General features: G+C 62.9%; 17 protein-coding genes. 9 read left to right on the top strand and 8 right to left on the bottom strand.

Annotation, left to right across the window (positions count from 1 at the left end; translation table 11 throughout):
- The first annotated feature begins 3 nt into the window (after positions 1–3).
- The 5 genes from AC244_RS11070 to trmB all read left to right on the top strand — a co-directional run bounded on the left by AC244_RS11070 (position 4) and on the right by trmB (position 5880).
- Complete coding sequence (locus AC244_RS11070) at positions 4–1167, top strand: hemolysin family protein (RefSeq protein WP_053248873.1); 1164 nt, start codon at positions 4–6, stop codon at positions 1165–1167.
- Between the two features lie 218 nt (positions 1168–1385).
- Entirely contained in the window at positions 1386–2981 is a 1596-nt protein-coding gene (gene lnt, locus AC244_RS11065; protein ID WP_053248872.1) for an apolipoprotein N-acyltransferase, read from the top strand.
- 147 nt (positions 2982–3128) lie between these two features.
- Entirely contained in the window at positions 3129–3545 is a 417-nt protein-coding gene (locus AC244_RS11060; RefSeq protein WP_053248871.1) for a helix-turn-helix domain-containing protein, read from the top strand.
- Positions 3546–3742: 197 nt separating this feature from the next.
- On the top strand, positions 3743–4981 hold the full coding sequence (metK, locus tag AC244_RS11055; protein ID WP_053248870.1) for a methionine adenosyltransferase: 1239 nt from the start codon (positions 3743–3745) through the stop codon (positions 4979–4981).
- A gap of 200 nt (positions 4982–5181) precedes the next feature.
- Complete coding sequence (gene trmB / locus AC244_RS11050; protein ID WP_053248869.1) at positions 5182–5880, top strand: tRNA (guanine(46)-N(7))-methyltransferase TrmB; 699 nt, start codon at positions 5182–5184, stop codon at positions 5878–5880.
- A 222-nt stretch (positions 5881–6102) separates the two neighbouring features.
- On the opposite strand, the gene AC244_RS11045 is transcribed toward trmB, so the two are convergent.
- Together AC244_RS11045 and AC244_RS11040 are read right to left on the bottom strand one after the other, a co-directional pair.
- Positions 6103–6360, bottom strand: a complete 258-nt coding sequence (locus AC244_RS11045; protein ID WP_053248868.1) for a DUF1150 family protein — start codon at positions 6358–6360, stop codon at positions 6103–6105.
- A 47-nt stretch (positions 6361–6407) separates the two neighbouring features.
- Positions 6408–6839 carry an Hsp20 family protein gene (locus tag AC244_RS11040; protein WP_053248867.1) on the bottom strand — a complete coding sequence of 144 codons (432 nt, stop codon included), beginning with the start codon at positions 6837–6839 and terminating at the stop codon, positions 6408–6410.
- 158 nt (positions 6840–6997) lie between these two features.
- On the opposite strand from AC244_RS11040, the gene AC244_RS11035 reads away from it, so the two are divergent.
- Complete coding sequence (locus AC244_RS11035; protein ID WP_053248866.1) at positions 6998–7942, top strand: nucleoside hydrolase; 945 nt, start codon at positions 6998–7000, stop codon at positions 7940–7942.
- Between the two features lie 176 nt (positions 7943–8118).
- Here AC244_RS11035 and AC244_RS11030 read toward each other — a convergent pair whose 3' ends face one another.
- The 3 genes from AC244_RS11030 to AC244_RS11020 form a co-directional block, all read right to left on the bottom strand.
- The gene (locus tag AC244_RS11030; RefSeq protein WP_053248865.1) at positions 8119–10527 is read right to left on the bottom strand and encodes a methyl-accepting chemotaxis protein; all 2409 of its coding nucleotides are present in this window, start codon (positions 10525–10527) and stop codon (positions 8119–8121) included.
- Positions 10528–10918: 391 nt separating this feature from the next.
- Positions 10919–11818 (bottom strand): ribokinase, encoded by a 900-nt coding sequence (locus AC244_RS11025; protein ID WP_053248864.1) that lies wholly within the window; start codon positions 11816–11818, stop codon positions 10919–10921.
- A gap of 50 nt (positions 11819–11868) precedes the next feature.
- Complete coding sequence (locus AC244_RS11020) at positions 11869–13062, bottom strand: DNA recombination protein RmuC (RefSeq protein ID WP_053248863.1); 1194 nt, start codon at positions 13060–13062, stop codon at positions 11869–11871.
- A gap of 151 nt (positions 13063–13213) precedes the next feature.
- On the opposite strand from AC244_RS11020, the gene def reads away from it, so the two are divergent.
- The 3 genes from def (at position 13214) to truA (ending at position 15522) form a co-directional block, all read left to right on the top strand.
- Positions 13214–13738 (top strand): peptide deformylase, encoded by a 525-nt coding sequence (def, locus tag AC244_RS11015; RefSeq protein ID WP_053248862.1) that lies wholly within the window; start codon positions 13214–13216, stop codon positions 13736–13738.
- A gap of 105 nt (positions 13739–13843) precedes the next feature.
- The gene (gene fmt, locus AC244_RS11010; RefSeq protein ID WP_053248861.1) at positions 13844–14779 is read left to right on the top strand and encodes a methionyl-tRNA formyltransferase; all 936 of its coding nucleotides are present in this window, start codon (positions 13844–13846) and stop codon (positions 14777–14779) included.
- The gene (gene truA, locus AC244_RS11005) at positions 14779–15522 is read left to right on the top strand and encodes a tRNA pseudouridine(38-40) synthase TruA (protein ID WP_053248860.1); all 744 of its coding nucleotides are present in this window, start codon (positions 14779–14781) and stop codon (positions 15520–15522) included. The genes fmt and truA overlap by 1 nt, the downstream gene beginning before the upstream one ends.
- 59 nt (positions 15523–15581) lie before the next feature.
- On the opposite strand, the gene AC244_RS11000 is transcribed toward truA, so the two are convergent.
- The 3 genes from AC244_RS11000 to AC244_RS10990 form a co-directional block, all read right to left on the bottom strand.
- On the bottom strand, positions 15582–16178 hold the full coding sequence (locus AC244_RS11000) for a hypothetical protein (RefSeq protein WP_053248859.1): 597 nt from the start codon (positions 16176–16178) through the stop codon (positions 15582–15584).
- Positions 16165–17358 carry a succinyl-diaminopimelate desuccinylase gene (gene dapE, locus AC244_RS10995; protein ID WP_053248858.1) on the bottom strand — a complete coding sequence of 398 codons (1194 nt, stop codon included), beginning with the start codon at positions 17356–17358 and terminating at the stop codon, positions 16165–16167. Before dapE ends, AC244_RS11000 begins: the two co-directional genes overlap by 14 nt.
- Positions 17359–17547: 189 nt before the next feature.
- Positions 17548–20733, bottom strand: a complete 3186-nt coding sequence (locus AC244_RS10990) for an efflux RND transporter permease subunit (RefSeq protein WP_053248857.1) — start codon at positions 20731–20733, stop codon at positions 17548–17550.
- Positions 20734–20769: the final 36 nt, after the last annotated feature.

Raw genomic sequence — 20769 nt, 5'->3', positions numbered from 1 at the left:
CCAATGAGCGACTTTAAAACACAGCCCGTCGCACTGGCGACCGAGGAGGCCGATGCCTCCGGAGAGGCGGAGGCGGGCAGTAGTAGCACCGCCACTCGACAAGAGGGCACCAAATCCACATCGTCCTTCTGGAGCCGAGCCGCGCGCATTCTGCGCGGTGCAAATCCTTCGAGCTTGCGCGAGGACCTTGCTGACGCGCTGCTGACCGACGCCGACAGCAACACGGCATTTTCCCCCGAAGAGCGGGCGATGCTCAACAACATCCTGCGCTTCCGCGAAGTCCGTGTCGAAGACGTGATGGTTCCGCGCGCCGATATCGAAGCCGTTGACCAGAGCATCACCATCGGCGAGCTGATGGTGATCTTCGAGGAGTCCGGCCGCTCGCGCATGCCGGTGTACAACGAAGGCCTCGATGATCCGCGCGGCATGGTCCACATTCGCGACCTGCTCGCCTATGTGACCAAGCAGGCCCGCAACCGCCGTCGCACCGGCAAGACGCAGGCCGCCAGCGCGTCCGCTTCGGCCGAAAAGGCCCCGAGGTCACCGAAGGCGACCTTCGATCTGTCGCGTGTCGATCTCGGCAAGTCGCTGGAGGAAGCGGGCATTATACGCCAGCTCCTGTTCGTGCCGCCGTCGATGCTCGCATCGGATCTGATGCAGCGCATGCAGGCCGCCCGCATCCAGATGGCGCTTGTCATCGACGAGTATGGCGGCACGGACGGTCTCGTTTCGCTGGAAGACATCGTCGAGATGGTCGTCGGCGACATCGAGGATGAGCACGATGACGACGAGGTCATGTTCGCCAAGACCTCCGAGGATGTTTTTGTCGCCGATGCCCGCGTCGAACTGGAGGAGATCGCAGAGGCGATCGGCTCCGATTTCGATGTCCGCGAACAGCTTGAGGATGTCGATACGCTCGGCGGCCTGATCTTCGCGTCGCTGGGGCGGATCCCGGTCCGGGGCGAGGTGGTGCAGGCGCTGCCTGGCTTCGAGTTCCAGATCCTCGACGCCGATCCTCGACGCGTCAAGCGCGTGCGCATCATGCGCAAGCGTCCGCCGGCGCGTCGCCGCGTGGTGCGCTCCGAAAGCGAACTGGCACAGGAACAGGTGCCGGCCAATCGTGGCAATGGCACCGAGTCGCAGCAGGCGTCGGCCAGCGAGCAATAGGCTTTCCGTGAACCGAATGCGCAGCGAAGCTCGATCTCGGTCTTCGCTGCGAACGGCCACCGATCGACGGTCGGTGGTCTCGCTTTTTCGCGTCAATTTCGACGCGCGGTGCTCCAAAGGGGACAAGCAGCCACTTTTTTGGAAGACTGCCGGCAACTGATTCGGTTGTTCTTCCCGCGCGGCGTCGTGTTCTGCGACCTGCGCCAACAGGAGGCTGCATGGAAAGACAGGCTGGCAGGATCATGCTTCTGTCGGGCGCGCCCCGGCTGTTTCTCGCATTTGTCGCGGGGCTCCTGGCTGTTCTCACACAGCCGCCGTTCGGCATCTTTGCGGCCGCCTTCCTCTCCTTTCCGATCCTCGTCTGGCTGCTCGATGGCGCAACCGGCCACCCGGACGGCGGCCTGATCCGGCGGCTCTGGCCGGCGGTCTCAATCGGCTGGGCGTTCGGCTTCGGCTATTTCCTCGGCGGCCTCTGGTGGCTTGGAAACGCGCTGCTGGTGGAGGCGGATACTTTTGCCTGGGCGTTGCCGTTGGCCGTCGTCGGCCTGCCAGCGTCCCTGGCCCTGTTCTACGCGCTCGCCGCGCTGATTGCCCGCATCCTCTGGTCGGATGGCGTGGGCCGGATCGCGGCACTGGCATTGGCCTTTGGCCTCGCCGAATGGCTGCGCTCCGTCATCTTCACCGGGTTTCCCTGGAATGCGATCGGCTATGCGGCGATGCCGATGCCGCTGATGATGCAGTCGGCAAGCGTCGTCAACCTCGCGACCATCAACATGCTGGCGGTCTTCGTCTTTGCAGCACCCGCCCTGATCGTGACAGGCAAGGGCAGCCGTATTGGTCTCAGCCTTGCCGTCGCGCTTTGTGCGGCACATATCGGCTTCGGCTTTTATCGGCTTGCGATGCCGGCCCCCTCCGGGCCGGATCAGCCGCTTGCCGTTCGCCTCGTCCAGCCGGTGATCGATCAGGCAAAGAAGCTCGATGATAGCGAGCGCGGGGCCATCTTCGAGGAGCATCTCGCTTTGACCGCGACGCCTGCCGAAGGCGGAGCCAAGAAGCCCGATCTCGTCGTCTGGCCGGAAACCTCGATCCCGTTCATCCTCACCGACAGCCCAGATGCGCTCGCGCGCATTGCCGAAGTGCTCGACGACGGACAGATCCTCATTGCAGGCGCGGTGCGAGCGGAAGATGCCGGCGCCGGCCTGCCGCCACGCTATTACAACTCGATCTACGTCATCGATGGACGCGGGCAGATCATCGGCGCCGCCGACAAGGTTCACCTTGTTCCTTTCGGCGAGTATCTGCCGTTCGAGGACTTGCTCTCGTCCTGGGGGCTGAGCTCGGTTGCAGCCGCCATGCCGGGCGGGTTCTCGGCCGCCAAGACCCGTTCCCTGCTGACCTTGCCCGGCGGGCGCACATTCTACCCGCTCATTTGCTACGAGGCGATCTTCCCCGCCGAGATCGGGGCTGATGCGCGCATCGCCGACGCCCTGCTCAACATCACCAATGATGCCTGGTTCGGCGACACGCCGGGCCCCCGCCAGCACTTCCATCAGGCGCAGTTGCGTGCAGTTGAGGGAGGAATACCCCTTATCCGTGCAGCCAATAATGGTATATCAGCAATTGTTGATGCACGTGGGGTTTTAGTGGTAGGATTAGCCTACAATTATAGGGGAGTGGTCGACACAATTCTGCCGGGAAGGATGCCTACGCCCACGGATGAGGTCACACGTAGCCGAATTTTTGGGTTGTGCGCAATTTTCCTCCTGCTGGTTGCAGTCTTCTCGCGCGTTAGTTTTAATATTAGGAAGAATTGACCTAAAACCCCTAAAATTGCATAGTGGTCCGAACCATTGGTTTGTGCTGTGGCGCCTCTTTTGTCTTCACCGTGGCGGTTGCAGCGGTGTGCGATGTCCTCACGCCAGCCGGTGGATGAACGAAACAGCGTGTTTAGGAACGCAGATATGATGGAAAATAAGAAGAAGCCGAACCCGATCGACATTCACGTCGGTAGCCGGATTCGCCTTCGCCGCACGATGCTTGGCATGAGCCAGGAAAAACTCGGCGAAAGCCTGGGGATCACCTTTCAGCAGATCCAGAAGTATGAAAAAGGCACGAACCGCGTTGGCGCCAGCCGGTTGCAGAACATTTCCAGCATCCTGAACGTCCCTGTTTCCTTCTTCTTCGAGGATGCTCCCGGCGAAAACACAGGCGCTTCCGGCCTGGCCGAAGCCTCGAGCTCGAACTACGTCGTCGACTTCCTCTCCTCATCAGAAGGGCTCCAGCTCAATCGCGCTTTCGTTAAGATCAACGATCCGAAGGTGCGCCGCAAACTCGTTGATCTCGTCAAGGCGCTGGCTGCGGAAGCAGAAAGCGAATAGTCCCAAAACCCATCGGGACTGAAAAACAAAGCGGCCATTTGCGCCGCTTTTTTCTTGCGCGCCGTTTTCCTCTGATATTCGAAGTGATTGGCGCCGATGTCGATATAAAGATATATTTATGTCGTTGTTCGCTTGTTTTTCGGTCGCAAAACCACTAACACGATGCCAGCGCTTATCTTCTTGAGGGGAATTCCCGCATGCGTGCAAACTACCTGTTCACGAGTGAATCCGTAGCCGAAGGCCATCCGGACAAAGTGTGTGACCGTATCTCCGACGAGATCGTCGATCTGGTCTACCGCGAAGCTGCCAAGACCGGTGTCGATCCCTGGGGCGTGCGTATTGCCTGCGAAACGCTGGCAACGACGAACCGCGTTGTGATCGCCGGCGAAGTCCGCCTGCCGCCGAGCCTTCTGAAGAAGGACAAGGACGGCAACGACGTCATCAACCCCTCGAAGTTCAAGTCGGCCGCACGCAAGGCGATCCGCGACATCGGTTACGAACAGGACGGTTTCCACTGGAAGACGGCGAAGATCGACGTTCTCCTGCACTTCCAGTCCGCACACATTGCCCAGGGCGTCGACAACGCGTCCGACAAGCAGGGTGAAGAGGGTGCCGGCGACCAGGGCATCATGTTCGGTTACGCTTGCCGCGAGACCTCGGAGCTGATGCCGGCGCCGCTTTACTATTCGCACCGCATCCTGCATCTGCTCGCTGCAGCCCGCAAGAAGGGCGACGGCGAAGTCGCCAAGCTCGGCCCGGACGCCAAGAGCCAGGTCACCGTGCGCTATGTCGACGGCAAGCCGGCTGAGGTCGTCTCGATCGTTCTGTCCACCCAGCATCTCGACGAGAGCTGGGATTCGGCCAAGGTTCGTGCGGTCGTCGAGCCCTATATCCGCGAAGCTCTCGACGATCTGAAGATCGCCGGCGATTGCACCTGGTACATCAACCCGACCGGCAAGTTTGTCATCGGCGGTCCCGATGGTGACGCCGGCCTGACGGGCCGCAAGATCATCGTCGACACCTATGGTGGCGCAGCTCCGCATGGCGGCGGCGCCTTCTCGGGCAAGGACACGACCAAGGTCGACCGCTCGGCTGCCTATGCAGCCCGCTACCTCGCCAAGAACGTCGTTGCTGCCGGTCTTTCCGACCGTTGCACGATCCAGCTTTCCTACGCCATCGGCGTTGCCCAGCCGCTCTCGGTCTATGTCGACCTGCACGGCACCGGCAAGGTCTCCGAGGACCAGGTTGAAGACGCGATCCGCAAGACGATGGACCTGTCGCCGACCGGCATCCGTCGCCACCTCGACCTCAACAAGCCGATCTACGCCAAGACCGCGGCCTATGGCCACTTTGGTCGCAAGGCCGGCCGTGACGGCTCCTTCTCCTGGGAGAAGCTTGACCTAGTCAAGCCGCTCAAGGACGCCATCGGGGCTTGACGCTTCGACATTTGCCGGACAGAGAACGTCCGGCCGCGTCTGCATAATTCCTTAAATCGGAATCGATTTAAGGAAAAAATTATGCAGCGAGTTGAAGCGATACAGCGTCCTTTGCGCGTCATACTTGACGCGCGGCGCTGTAGAGATAAAGGCGGATGCCCCAAAAGGGTGTCCGCCTTACTCGTTGAAGGAAGATTGTCATGACTGAACCGCGCCGCAGCCGCGCCACGGAAGCCTTCTTCGGACGCCGCAAGGGTAAGCCCCTGCGTGAGCGTCAGGCTGCTCATCTCGAAACCATTCTGCCGAAACTGAAGCTCGATCTCGGTACCGCCGCGCCGCAAGACATGAAGTCGCTCTTTCCCGAGCCGATCGATCGCCTTCGTATGGAAATCGGCTTTGGTGGCGGCGAGCATCTGATCCATCGCGCGGCCGAAGATCCGTCGACCGGTTTCATCGGCGTCGAACCCTTCGTCAATTCGATGGCGAAGCTGGTGGGGCAGATCGAGGAGAAGGGCGTTTCCAACGTTCGTCTCTACAATGACGACGCCACGCAGGTGCTGGATTGGATGCCGGCGGCTTGCGTCGACCAGATCGACCTGCTCTATCCGGACCCCTGGCCGAAGCGCAAGCACTGGAAGCGCCGCTTCGTCTCCAGCGTCAATCTCGACCGCTTCGCGCGTGTGCTGAAGCCGGGCGGTCTTTTCTGCTTTGCGTCCGATATCGATACTTACGTCAACTGGACGCTGCTGCACTGCGGCGACCATGCGGCCTTCGAATGGACGGCCCGACAGGCATCGGACTGGTTGACGCCTTACGAGGGCTGGCCGAGCACGCGCTACGAGGCCAAGGCACGCAGGGAAGGGCGGAGTTCCGCCTATCTCACCTTCCGCCGCGTTTAGAGCATGTCGCGCAAAAGTGTGCTGCGGTTTTGCGAAAACGACATGCGCGAAAACAAGAACTTAAAGCGCAGCAGGCGAATCTGAAAGATCGTGACGCGCTTTAGGCGGCGGTCTACCGCACAGACTATTCAGGACACTCGAAGCGTTGCTGCCTACGTTGCGCGTCAGAGTTGACGCGCGGCACTGTGGCGTTCCGTCGGCGACGTTCGCCGCGGCTGGCGATCAATGCAGGCTGACCGTGCGCAATTCGTCCTCAGCGGCCTTGTAGAAGGTGCTGGAGCGGTTGTCGGTCAACAGGATCGGCGTGCCGTCCGCACCGAACAGGGCCCACAGATCGATTCCCGGTCCCATTTCCGGTGCTTCCGGGAAGCAGCGGGAAACCTCTTCCGAACGCATCTTTCTGATATAGCCGACTTCGCCCTCGCCGAGATGTGCGAGGTCGTTCATGGACAATGACGAGGTGATGGCTTTCAGTCCCATGGTGGTACTCCGTGGTCGCCGGCCAGGGGAAAATCCCGCCGGTTATCCTACTCTGGAACTGAAATGTTAATTTTCTTTACCATACGCACCGGTTCCGGACGAACGAGATCGACCGAGAGCAGGCCGTTGCGCAATTCCGCGCCGAGGACTTTCATCCCGTCGGCAAGCACGAATGTACGCTGGAACTGCCGGGCGGCAATGCCGCGGTGCAGATAGTCGCGATCGCCGGTGTCGACCTGGCGGCCACGAATGACGAGCTGGTTTTCCTCGGTCGTCACGTCGAGATCTTCTTCGGAAAAGCCGGCGACGGCGAGCGTGATGCGCAAACGCTCCGGCGCGTCGACCGAATCGTCCCCGCGGATACGCTCGATATTGTAGGGCGGGTAGCCGTCATTTCCCTTGGCGATGCGCTCAAGGGTCTTTTCCATCGTGTCGAAACCCAGCAGCAGTGGGCTCGTGAAGGGCGTAATTCTGCTCATTCCCAAGTCCTTGTAAGATCAAGCGACCATTAACCGGACCTGCCAAGCAGCATCCTCTCCTCAATATGGTAGCTGTGCGCAATGAGCGCAAGCCGCTTGCCTCCGACGTGCACGCAAATCATAGTCCGCAGCGCGAGAATCCAAGGAGGAACACAAGCGTGCCCGTGCCGAGAAAAATAATCATAGACACTGATCCCGGGCAGGACGATGCCGCCGCTATCATGCTTGCTTTCGGCAGTCCGGAAGAAATCGACCTCCTGGGGATCACGACGGTAGCCGGCAACGTTCCCTTGGCAATGACCGCGCGCAACGCCCGCATCATCTGCGAACTGTGCAACAGAACCGACGTCAAGGTTTTCGCCGGCGCCGACCGGCCGATCGCTCGCCCGCTCGTCACCGCCGAGCACGTGCATGGCAAGACCGGTCTCGACGGTCCGACACTCGACGAGCCGAAGATGGCGCTCGAGGCCCAGCATGGCGTCGATTTCATCATCGAGACGCTGCGCGCTGAGGCGCCGGGCACGGTCACGCTCTGCACGCTTGGTCCGCTGACCAACGTCGCTCTCGCCCTTCAGAAGGCGCCGGACATAGCGCCGAGGGTGCGCGAGCTGGTGATGATGGGGGGCGGCTTCTTCGAGGGCGGCAACATCACGCCGGCTGCCGAGTTCAACATCTATGTCGACCCGGAAGCGGCCGACATTGTCTTCCGTTCGGGCATTCCGATCGTCATTATGCCGCTCGACGTCACCCACCGGGTGCTGACGCACAAGGCGCGCGTGCTAAAAATCCGCGAGATCGGCAGCGCACCGGCGATCGCCATGGCGGAGATGCTGGAATTCTTCGAGCGGTTCGACATCGAGAAATACGGCACGGACGGCGGCCCGCTGCACGATCCGACCGTCATCGCCTACCTGCTGCGGCCTGAGCTTTTCACCGGTCGCGACTGCAACGTCGAGATCGAAGTTCAGTCGCCGCTGACTGCGGGCATGACCGTGGTCGACTGGTGGCAGGTGACGGGCCGCAAGCACAATGCCAAGGTCATGCGTTTCATCGACGATCAGGGCTTCTTCGACCTGTTGACGGAGCGGCTGGCACGCATCTGATCGCATTGAGCATGTCGCGCAAAAGTGTTCAGCGGTTTTGCGACAAGGACATGCGAAAAAACAAGAACCTAAAGTGCAGTGGCGGATCTGAAAGATCGCGACGCGCTTAAGGCCGAAATCACAAAAGAAAACGGCGCCCCGAGAGGCGCCGTTTTTTTTGTTTTATGGGCTTCCGATCAGAATTCTTCCCAATTGTCCTGGGCGAGCGCGTTGGCGCCTGATGTCTGAGTCAGGACGCGCTGTGTCGACGGCGTATAGCCGGTGCGCGCAGCGCTCTGTGCCGGACGCGCGTCGCGGCCAGGGGCGGCGGCCGGGGCGGGTGCCGGGCGTTCCGCCGCGCGCATGCGCTCGGCCGTGCCGCGCAGCATCTCCGTTGAGGTCGGCTGAGCCGCCTGCGTCGAACGCTGTGCGACGCGGAACCGGGCGACCAGCGTGCTGAGCGAGCGTGCTTCCTCGTTGAGCGCCATGCCGGCAGCGGTGGTTTCCTCTACCATCGCGGCGTTCTGCTGGGTCACCTGGTCCATCTGGTTGACGGCCGAGTTGATTTCCTTGAGGCCGACCGCCTGTTCGGAAGCAGAGCTCGAGATCTGGCGGATAAGGCCGTTGATCTGGACCACCTGTTCGGCGATCTTTTCAAGCGCACCACCGGCGCGACCGACGAGGTCGACGCCTTCGCGCACCTGGCCCGCCGAGGTGTTGATCAGCGTCTTGATCTCCTTGGCGGCGTTTGCCGAGCGTTGAGCAAGTTCGCGGACTTCCTGTGCGACGACGGCAAAACCCTTGCCGGCATCGCCGGCGCGGGCTGCTTCGACGCCAGCGTTGAGCGCCAGCAGGTTGGTCTGGAAGGCGATCTCGTCGATGACGCCGATGATGCGGCTGACCTCGTGCGACGACTGCTCGATGCCCTTCATCGCGGCAATCGCCTTCTGCACGACCTCGCCCGACTGGCCGGCATCGCTGCTGGCCACTTCCACCGACTTGGCGGCGACCTTGGCGTTCTCGGCGCTGGCGTTGACCTGCGAGGTCAGCTCGTCGAGGGCTGCGGCGGTCTCTTCCAGGCTTGCCGCCTGCTGTTCGGTGCGGTGCGACAGATCGTTGGCGGCACTGCTGATCTCGCTGGTGCCGTTGCCGATGTTGACGACCGAGTGGTTGACGGTGCGGATCGTCTCTTCGAGGCTATCCATCGTCGCGTTGAAGTCGCGCTTCAGCTGGGCGTATTCACCGGGGAATTCGTCGGTGATGCGGAAGGCGAGGTCGCCGGAGGAGAGGTGCGACAGGCCCTTGCCGAGCCGGGCGACGATGTCGCGCTGAAGGGCGCTGGATTCAGCCCGCTCGGTCTCGGAGCGGCTGCGCTCGTGCTCGGCCTGCTCGCGTTCGTGACGAGCCTCGCCTTCCAGGCGTTTGGTGTCGGCCAGCTGGTGGCGGAAGCCTTCGAGCGCCTTTGCGACCTGGCCCGTCTCGTCGGAGCGGTCCTGGCCGGTGATCGAATTGCTGTAGTCGCCGTTGCTGAGGTTCCTAACGTCTTTGACGAGGCCGGCGAGCGGCTTCTGAACGAAACCGCGGACAGCGAAATAAAGGCCGAGCAGCACCGCGCCGAGCACGACGAGGCCGCCGATGATCATCATATAGGTCTGGTCGCGGACTGGCGCGTTGATCGCCGTGCGCGGTACGTCGACGAGCACGACCCAGCTGGCGTTCACGCCGGAAACGGCGAAGGGATAGACGACGCGGTCGAAGGGCTCGTGGCCATCATAGGATAGGTTCTTGATGACGCCCGACGTACCGGATGCCAGTGCCTTCTTGACGATCTCGTTGCCTTCGCCGTCATAATCCTTGAGCAAAAGCTCCGGGATCGGCGCGACCAGCCATTTGCCGGACTCGGAGAGCAGATAGACGCGGCCGGTATCGAACGGCTTCAGCTTGGAGAGGCCGTCCGCCAGCGAGGCGAGCGAGATGTCGACGCCGGAGACGCCGATCAGCTTGCCTTTCGACATGACGGGATAGGCGATCGAGCTCATCGCGGTCGGGACGTCGGTGTCCTGCGCGGTATAGGGCGGCGTGATCGCGCCCTTGCCGCTCTTTGCGGCAAGGCTGTACCATTCTGCAGCGTAGTCCGCGCGGAAGGTCGAGAACTGGATTTCGTTGTTGCGGTTCTTGGACCAATAGGGGGCGAAGATGCCTTCCTCGTTTGCACCCAGCTCCTTGTTGTTGGCCACCTCCTCCTTGCGGCCGTCGAAGGCCTTGGGTTCTTCGGCGAACCAGCTGCCGAAGGCAAAGGGGTTCTGCTCGAGATTGGCCCGCAGGATGTTGATCACGCCGGCGCGTTCCATCGACTTTTCCGCGTGGCTGCGGCCAAGGATGCCGGCCATCGAGCGCGACGCGCTTGCCAGCTCGCCGATGCCGCCGGCGATATCAGAGGCGATGGCTTTTGCTTCGCCGCTTGCCTGGTCGAGCACCAGCGTTTCGACGCGGTCCTGTGTTTGGGAGATGAGAACGAAGTTCGAGGCGAGCAACACGAGCGCGATCGTGCCGCCCGTCACCGCGATCAGCTTGGTCGCCAGCGATTTGGCTTGGAACTTGAACATGAAATCCTCACGTGCTGGGAGGTCCGCAGGCGGAAACCTGCGGCAAACGCATTTCACAATGTGGGTGAAACTCCATCATGGAGCGCCAGATGCCGACCGGCATTAAGGAGACTGCCCATCCCTTCGGAACCGGCTTTCTCATGGTCTTGAATAGACGACCAAATCTTAAGATAGGGCCAACGCGATGGCTAATTCATGCCCCGCTGATGGAGATTCTGCGCGCGAAGTTCTATCTCCGCGACAAAGACTGTCCGGATTGCGCAAAGGTCGGCGATAACGTGAATTTAGACCAGTCGCATCGCGCGCCTGATGGCTTTGGCGCGAGGGCGAGCCGCAAGCTGCGCCGTGCGATGCTCCTCACACGACGCGCGTCAAGGCCGAAGCCGCGACATCAGATGCGCGGCTCTACCTCCGAGGCGACCGGGATCGAAGGCTGCGCACCACGCTTGAGGCAGGCAAGCGATCCGGCGACCGCCGCGCGTCTTAGCGCGTCGGGAAACGCCAGCTTCTCGTCAAGGCTTGCGGCCAGATAACCGCAGAACGTATCGCCGGCGCCGACGGTATCGACCGGATCGATCTTGAGACCCCGGGCATGATGGATCTCGCCCTCGTGCACCGCGACGACGCCTTCGGCACCCAGCGTGACGATGACCGTATGCCCGGTTTCGGCATGCAATCTTTTCATCGCCTCTTCGCGCTCGGAACCTTCGATGCCCGACTTGCCGGCCAACAGTTCAAATTCCGTCTCGTTGGCGATGACGATATCGGCCAGCCGGCCGAGGCGCGCCGCTTCAGGGGTCAAGGGCGCGATGTTGATGACCGAACGAATGCCCTTGCGCCGGGCTTCGGCAAGTGCCTTTTCGACCGAGGTCGCCGGTATTTCCAGCTGCAGCATCAAGGTATCGCCGGCGTTCATGCCGTCGACGGCGGCAACAGCGTCGGCCTCATTGACCGTTGCGTTGGCGCTGGCAACGACGACGATGACATTCTCGCCGTCACCGCCGACGAGAATATGCGCCGTGCCCGTCGGCTCCTCGACGGTCTTGGTCAGCGACAGGTCGGCGCCGGCCTCCCGGAGCAATTCGAGTGCGCCATCGGCAAAGCCGTCCGAGCCGACGGCGCCGGCCATGTGAACGGCAGCGCCGGCACGCCGAGCGGCCAGCGCCTGGTTGGCGCCCTTGCCGCCGGCGGCGGTCGAAAAGCCAGAGCCGGCAACGGTTTCGCCGGGCTTCGGCAGGCGCGCGGTCGTGGCGATCAGGTCCATGTTGATGGACCCAAGAACAGTGATCATGAAGATGTCCCGTCGAATTGCTGATTTTGGCCGGAGAGTGCCCGAGACCGTCAGTCCTCGTCAACCACCCTGAGGCGCAATTGCCCGACGCGATTGTCGACGGCATGGCGCGGTTCGTCGTCCGGCCGCGCCGCGCCTTCCGCCTCAAGTTCCAGCGCTTCGATCTTGGCGCCGCGGCGCGCAAGCTTGCCCGAGGAGATGAGGATCTCTTCAACGTCCTTCTGGCTCATGGCGAAGTGTCCCTGCAGCTTGCGCACCCGTTCGTCGAGACGCGTCAGGTCTTCCATCAGCCGAGCCACTTCGCCCTGGATGAGGTGTGCCTGCTCGCGCATGCGGGCGTCCCTGAGGATTGCCTGGATCACCTGGATCGACAGCAGCAGCAGTGACGGCGAGACGATGACGATCCGCTGCCGGTGCGCCTTCTGGACGATCGCCTCGAAATGCTCGTGGATCTCGGCGAAGATCGATTCGGACGGAACGAAGAGGAAAGCCGTCTCCTGCGTTTCGCCGGGGATCAGGTATTTGCTGGCGATATCGCGGACATGCACCTCCATGTCGCGGCGGAAGAGTTGCGCCATCTGCTGGCGGCGTTCCGGGGTTGCCGCATCCCGCATGCCGTTCCAGGCTTCCAGCGGAAATTTTGCGTCGATCACCAGCGGCGGCTGGTCGTTCGGCATGCGGATGGTGCAGTCCGGGCGGGCGCCGTTGGAGAGCGTCGTCTGGAAGGCAAAGGCGCCCATCGGCAGGCCGTCGGCGACGATCGTCTCCATGCGCGACTGGCCGAAGGCGCCGCGCGTCTGCTTGTTCGAAAGGATGGCCTGTAGCCCCGCCATGTCCTTTGCCAGCGACTGGATGTTGTTCTGGGCGGTGTCGATCACCGCCAGACGCTCCTGAAGTCGCCGCAGGTTTTCGTGCGTCGCCTTGGTCTGCTCGCTGATCGAGGCGCCGATCCGGTGCGTCATGCCGTCGATCCGCTGGCTCAGCGTCTGGTTCAACTCCGCCTGGCGGGTGCCGAACACGTCGGCCATCGCCGCGATGCGGCCCTGCATTTCCGTTTGCGCTGCCAGAAGCATGGCCATCTGTTCATGGCGCTCGTCGTCACCAGCCCGCCGCCGCCGCGAAAGGGACATCAGCACGAAGCCGACTGCCAGCACGGCCAGAACCATGCAGAGATGGGCGACAGTGACCGGCACGGTGCCGATGAGAAAAACGGGCTGATCGAACGAAATTGGCGCAGGTTCCATGCGGCAAGCCTAACAGATTCTCTTTTCAACACTAGATCAAAACAAGAACATTCGCCCGGCGCGGTTAACGCGAGGCGACATTGCCGGGACGCCTGCAGAGTGCGCGCCAATTTTCTTGCACCCGGACGGAAAGATCGGTTATGGGAGCGATATGACGATCAAGCCGCTTATCATCCTCCCCGATCCTGTCCTGCGTCAGGTCTCGACCCCGATCGAAACCATCGATGCCGACATCCGTCGCCTGGCCGACGATATGCTCGAGACCATGTACGACGCCCCGGGCATCGGGCTCGCTGCCATCCAGATCGGTGTGGCGAAGCGCATGCTCGTGCTCGACGTCTCCAAGGAAGGGGACGAGAAGACCCCTCGCGTCTTCATCAATCCCGAAATCGTCGATTCATCCGACGAGTTCTCGGTGTATGAGGAAGGCTGCCTCTCCATTCCGGACTATTACGCCGAAGTCGAGCGTCCGGCGATGGTTATCGTCAAGCACCTCGACCGCGACGGCAAGGAGCAGATCGTCAAGGCCGATGGCCTGCTGGCGACCTGCCTGCAGCACGAGATCGATCACTTGAACGGCGTGTTGTTCATCGACCACATCTCCAAGCTCAAGCGCGACATGGTGATCCGCAAGTTCACCAAGGCCGCAAAGACCCGCGGCGCCAAGGCGATCTGATTCCCGCACAAAGCGCCCGCAGGGCGCTTTGTCCTCGAAGGGCTTGATTTGAGGCGCGTAAACCCGTTTGAAGGGGCCTGATTTCAAACGGTCGGAGTATCCGCCTTGTCGCTTCGCATCATCTTCATGGGAACGCCGGAATTTTCCGTGCCGACGCTGGCCGCACTCGCGGGAGCCGGCCACGAGATCGTTGCCGTCTACACCCAGCCGCCCAGGCCCGGCGGACGCCGGGGGCTCGATCTGCAGAAGTCGCCGGTGCACCAGGCTGCCGAACTGCTCGGCGCTCCCGTGCTCACGCCCGTCAACTTCAAGGACGAGGCCGACCGCCAGACTTTCCGCGCGTTCAACGCGGACGTTGCCGTCGTCGTCGCCTATGGCCTGCTGTTGCCGGAGGCGATCCTGACCGGAACACGGCTCGGCTGCTACAATGGCCACGCCTCGCTCCTGCCGCGCTGGCGCGGTGCGGCTCCGATCCAGCGCGCCATCATGGCCGGCGACCGTGAGACCGGCATGATGGTGATGAAGATGGATAAGGGGCTCGACACCGGCCCGGTCGCGCTCACCAAGGCGGTGCAGATCGGCGAGACGATGACGGCTGGCGAGCTGCACGACCGGCTGATGCAGGTCGGTGCCACGCTGATGAAGGAAGCGATCGGCAAGCTCGAAGCGGATGATCTGCCGCTGACCGAGCAGGCGGGGGAGGGCGTCGTCTACGCCGCCAAGATCAGTAAGGCCGAGACCCGCATCGATTTCGCCAGGACGGCGCGCGAAGTGCACGACCACATTCGCGGCCTGTCACCCTTTCCGGGCGCCTGGTTCGAGCTCGACATCGCCGGCAAGCCGGAGCGCGTCAAGGTTCTGAATTCCGAGCGCGTGACCGCAGAAGGAACCGCCGGAACCGTGCTCGACGATAATCTCACCATTGCCTGCGGCGAAGGAGCCGTACGGCCGACGCGGCTGCAGCGCGCGGGCGGCAAGGCGCTTGCCGTTGGCGACTTCCTTCGCGGCACGCCGGTTGCCGCCGGCACGAGGGTTGGCTGATGCCGCGGTTTCGACTGACCGTCGAATATGACGGCTCGAACTACGTCGGCTGGCAGCGGCAGGACAACGGTCCCTCCGTCCAGGGCGCGATTGAGAAGGCGATCCTGTCGCTGACCGGCGAGACGGTCTCGATCCGCGGTGCCGGGCGCACCGATTCCGGCGTTCATGCCATCGGGCAGGTGGCGCATGCGGACCTGACGCGCCAGTGGAAGCCCCACACACTGCGCAATGCGCTGAATGCGCATCTGGGCATGGCCGGCGAGGGCGTCTCGATCCTCGAAGCGCAGGAGGTCACCGACGCCTTCGATGCGCGGTTTTCCGCCCTGCGCCGACATTACCTCTACCGCATCATCTGTCGGCAGTCGCCGTTGGCACTGGAGGCGAAACGCGCCTGGTGGGTGCCGAAGCCGCTCGATCAGCAGGCGATGCATGAAGGCGCGCAGCGGCTCGTCGGCCATCACGACTTCACCACCTTCCGCTCCGCCCATTGCCAGGCGACGAGCCCGATGCGCACGCTCGACCGGCTGGATGTCACCCGGACCGGCGATCTGATCGAAATTCGCGCCACCGCGCAGAGTTTCCTGCACAATCAGATCCGCTCCTTCGCCGGCTCGCTGAAGCTGGTGGGCGAGGGAAAGTGGACGCCAGACGAGCTGCAGGCGGCACTCGAGGCGCGCGATCGCAAGGCCTGCGGCCCGGTGGCGCCGCCCGACGGGCTTTATTTCATGCAGGTCGATTATTGAGAAGGAGACCGTCGCGCGCAGAGGGCGCGTGACGTTTTTCGGGCTTGTCGTGTTGTTTGTCAGGCCGGGATCAGGCCGAAGAACCGCTGCAGCAATTCGCCCATCATCATTGACGGCAGCAGAAAGAGCGCCGTCAGTGCCGACGCCAGCAGCGTCTGGTTTCCGGTGATGATGCGGAGCAGCCGGAAGAGCACGCCGATGCTGGCGAAGAGCAGCACCAGCCAGATCAGGCTCGTCAGCCCCTCGCTGCCGGGAATGACCAGGCGGATCGCCGCCGGCACCGCCATCGCATAGGACAGCGGCACGGAAAGCCAGTTGGTGGTGACGACGATCGGGACGACGGCGGCGGCAAAGCCGAGTGGGCGCGCCAAGATAAAAATCAACACGAGCGGCAGCAGCCAGCTGACGAGGTCGACGACCAGCAGCTTGAAGGCGAAGCCGAAGCCGACCGTGGTTCCGGTCGGCATCGCCGAGAGATAATAAAGCCGCCAGGATGCCCAGGTGACGGCAATGGCCGGCAGGCACCAGAGCATCGCCGCAAACGAGCGCCACAATCCGCTCTCGCTGAAATCGAGCCAGCGGAAACCTTCACCGTTGCCCTGGACCAGCAGCCAGAGGCCCTTGATATAGGCAAGAACCTCCTCAAGCAGCGGCATGGCCGAACCATCGGGCGATGAAGGTTTCGTAGATGCCCGTCAGTGTTTCGAGATCGGCGACGGCGACGCGCTCGTCGACCATGTGCATGGTCTGGCCGACAAGGCCGAATTCGACGACCGGGCAATAGTCCTTGATGAACCGCGCATCCGAGGTGCCGCCGGTGGTCGAAAGCTTCGGCTGCTGGCCGGTGACCGCTTCGACGGCGCCCGAGAGCGAATCAATCAGCGCATTGTTGCGCGTCAGGAAAACATGGCTCGGCCGCTCGTTCCAGGTGATCTCGTACCGGACCGGATCGCGGCCCGCCCGCAGCGCACCGTCGGCCGCCGCGCGGTCGAGCCGGGCGATGATCTCCGCCATCAGGCTCTCGGCGGTCCAGGTGTCATTGAAGCGGATGTTGAAGGCGGCGCTTGCCTTCGCCGGAATGACGTTGACGGCGCTGTTGCCGACGTCGATCGTCGTCACTTCCAAATTCGACGGCTGGAAGTTTTCCGTGCCGTTGTCGAAGGGCGGATCCATCAGTGCTTGGGTCAGCTGCAGGATGCCCCGCACCGGATTGTCGGCAAGATGCGGATAGGCGGCATGGCCCTGGATGCCGTTGACGGTGATCCGGCCCGAAAGCGAGCCACGGCGGCCGATCTTGATCATGTCGCCGAGCCGGTCCGGATTGGTCGGTTCGCCGACCAGGCAGGCATCCCAGCGCTCGCCCTTGGCGGCCGCCCAGTCGAGAAGCTTCGTCGTGCCGTTGATGGCAGGGCCTTCCTCGTCGCCGGTGATGAGGAAGGAAACCGAACCCTTCGGAGGTCCGTGCTTTTCGATGTAACGCGCGACGGCGGCGACGAAGCAGGCGATACCGCCCTTCATGTCGACGGCGCCACGGCCATACATTTCGCCGTTGGCGATATCGGCGGAAAACGGGCCGTGGGTCCACGCACTTTCGTCGCCGACCGGCACCACGTCGGTATGGCCGGCAAACATCAGATGCGGGCCATCGCTGCCGAGCCGGGCATAGAGGTTCTCGATATCGGGCGTGCCCGCTTCCTTTGCCGTGACCCGGTCGACGGCAAAGCCGAGCGGCTGCAGCATGGCTTCGAGCGCCGAGAGCGCACCGCCTTCGGCAGGCGTAACGGAAGGGCAACGGATGAGGGTGGCGAGATTGGCGATCGGATCGGTGGGGGTCATGTAGCGATATGCCGTCTGCGTGGCGCTTGGGCCGATGGGATTGAGGGTGCTGGTTTATCCGATCGTTGCGCGGCTGTCACGCAGGATGGACGTGCAGCCGACGGCTGAGGCTACCGATCTGTCTTCAACGTAAGCGGGCCGGAAAGATCCGGCCCGCTCGAAGCGCATATGGGGCAGGTTGGTATCACCTCATTCTCCGGGCGCGAGATGAGGTGCTTCGATATGCGCTCCGGCGTGCTTCAAAGGCCGCTCGCCCGAAAGCTTGCGGATCAGCACGTAGAACACCGGCGTCATGAAGATGCCGAAGGCGGTGACACCGATCATGCCCGCAAAGACCGCGACGCCCATGGCCGAGCGCATTTCGGCGCCGGCGCCGGTGGACGTCACCAGGGGAACGACACCCATGATGAAGGCCATCGAGGTCATCAGGATCGGGCGCAGACGCAGCCGGCTCGCCTCGATCGCCGCCTGGACGGCGGTGCTGCCGGATAGTTCCAGTTCGCGGGCGAACTCGACGATCAGGATCGCGTTCTTGGCCGATAGCCCGACAAGCACGATCAAGCCGATCTGGGTGAAGACGTTGTTGTCGCCTCCCGTCAGCCAGACGCCGGCAAGGGCTGCCATGATGCCCATCGGTACGATCAGGATGATCGCTATCGGCAGGGTCAGGCTCTCATATTGCGCAGCCAGCACGAGATAGACCAGCAGCAGCGCCAGCGGGAAGACGAGCATGCCCGAATTGCCGGCAAGGATCTGCTGGTAGGTCAGATCCGTCCATTCGAACGAGATACCCGGAGGCAGCGTTTCGGCGGCGATCTTCTCGATGGCGGCCTGGGCCTGGCCCGAGGAGAAGCCCGGTGCCGGGCCGCCGTTGATGTCGGCCGACAGGAAGCCGTTGTAGCGGATCGCCCGCTCGGCGCCGACCGTCTGCTCGACCTTCAACAGCGCCGACAGCGGGATCATCTCGCCCGATTGCGAGCGCACCTTCAGCTTGCCGATGTCGTCGGCGTGGCTGCGGTAGTTGGCATCGGCCTGGACGCGAACGCTGTAGGTGCGGCCGAAGGCGTTGAAGTCGTTGACGTAGAGCGAACCCAGATAGATCTGCAGCGTCTCGAAGACGTCGGTCACCTCGACGCCGAGCTGACGCGCCTTGACGCGATCGAGATCGGCATAGAGCTGCGGCACGTTGATCTGGAAGCTCGAGTAGATGCCAGCCAGCTCCGGCGTCTGGTGGGCCTTGGCAAGGAAGGCCTTGGTCGCCTCGTCCAGTGCCTGGTAGCCGAGGCCGTTCTTGTCCTCGATCTGCAGCTTGAAGCCGCCGGTGGTGCCGAGACCCTGGACGGGCGGCGGCGGGAACATGGCGATGAAGGCATCCTGGATCGCGCCGAACTCCTGGTTCAGCTGCATGGCGATCGCCCCGCCCGAAAGCTCGGGCGTCGTGCGCTCCTCGAACGGCTTCAACGCCACGAAGACGATGCCGGAGTTCGACGAGTTGGTGAAGCCGTTGATCGACAGGCCCGGGAAGGCGATGGCGTTTTCGACGCCGGGATGCTTGAGCGCGATGTCACTCATGCGGCGGATGACGTCTTCAGAGCGGTCGAGCGTCGCTGCGTCCGGCAACTGCGCAAAACCGATCAGATACTGCTTGTCCTGGGCCGGCACGAAGCCGCCGGGAACGGCACGGAACAACACGAAGGTAACGCCGAGCAGCACGATATAGACGCCCATGATCAGCGACTTGCGCGACAGGATCCTGCCGACGCCGCGGCCATAGGCTTCCGAGCTGCGCCCGAAGAAGCGGTTGAAGCCGCGGAAGAACCAGCCGAACACCTTGTCCATAGCGCGGGTCAGCCAATCCTTCGGCGCGTGGTGATCGCGCAGAAGCAGGGCGGCGAGCGCCGGGGAAAGCGTCAGCGAGTTGATGGCGGAGATCACCGTCGAAATGGCGATCGTCAGCGCGAACTGGCGGTAGAACTGCCCGGTCAGGCCGGTGATGAAGGCAAGCGGCACGAACACGGCGACGAGCACCAGCGCGATGGCGATGATCGGTCCGGAGACTTCCTGCATCGCCCGGTAGGTCGCCTGGATCGGCGACAGACCTTGCTCGATGTTGCGTTCGACGTTTTCGACGACGACGATGGCGTCGTCGACGACGATACCGATCGCCAGCACCAGACCGAACAGGCTGAGCGCGTTGATCGAGAAGCCGAAGACGTACATCACCGCGAAGGTGCCGACGATCGACACGGGAACCGCCACGAGCGGGATGATCGAGGCACGCCAGGTCTGCAGGAAGACGATGACGACGATGACGACCAGCGCGATCGCTTCGAGCAGGGTGTGGATGACGGACTCGATCGAGGCACGCACGAACTGGGTGGTGTCGTAGACGATCTCGTAGTCGACGCCGTCAGGCATGGTCAGCTTCAGCTCGGCCATCGCCTTGTGGATGTTTTCCGAGATCTGGATCGCGTTCGAGCCCGGCGCCTGGAAGACGCCCATGCCGACCGCGGCCTTGTTGTCGAGCAGCGAGCGCAGCGAGTAGTCGGCAGCGCCCATTTCGACGCGTGCGACGTCGCCGAGGCGCGTAACCTCACCGCCGGCGCCTGACTTGACGACGATGTCGGCAAAATCCTCAGGCGTCTGCAGGCGCCCTTGCGCGTTGACGGAAAGCTGCAGGTCGAGGCCGGGAACCGACGGCGAGGCGCCGATGACACCGGCAGCCGCCTGGACGTTCTGCGCCCGGATGGCGTTTGCCACGTCGCTTGCTGCAAGGCCGCGTTCGGCAGCCTTCTGCGGGTCGATCCAGATGCGCATGGAATAGTCGCCGCCGCCGAAGATCTGCACCTGGCCGACACCATCGATGCGAGCGAGCCGATCCTTGACGTTGAGGACGCCGTAGTTGCGCAGATAGTTGATGTCGTACTGGCCGTTGGGCGACAGGAGGTGCACGACGAGCGTCAGGTCCGGCGAGCTCTTGACGGTGGTGACGCCGAGACGGCGCACTTCCTCGGGCAGGCGCGGCTCGGCCTGCGAGACGCGGTTCTGCACCAGCTGCTGGGCCTGGTCCGGGTCGGTGCCGAGTTCGAAGGTGACGGTCAGCGTCATCAGACCGTCGGCCGTCGCCTGGCTCTGCATGTAGAGCATGCCTTCGACGCCGTTGATCTGTTCCTCCAGCGGCGTTGCCACTGTTTCGGCGATGACCGCCGGGTTGGCGCCCGGATATTGCGCCCTGACGACGATCTGCGGCGGCACGACTTCGGGATATTCGGAGATCGGCAGACCGGTCATGCCGATCAGGCCGCCCACGAAGATCAGGACCGAGAGAACGCCCGCGAAGACCGGGCGGTCGACGAAGAAGCGTGAGAAGTTCATTGACGTATCCCCCTTGGGACGAGTTCAGGCAAATCT

The organism is Ensifer adhaerens (genome assembly GCF_001270265.1).
Lineage (GTDB): Bacteria > Pseudomonadota > Alphaproteobacteria > Rhizobiales > Rhizobiaceae > Ensifer > Ensifer adhaerens_B.
This window is presented reverse-complemented; position numbering and strand designations above follow the sequence as displayed.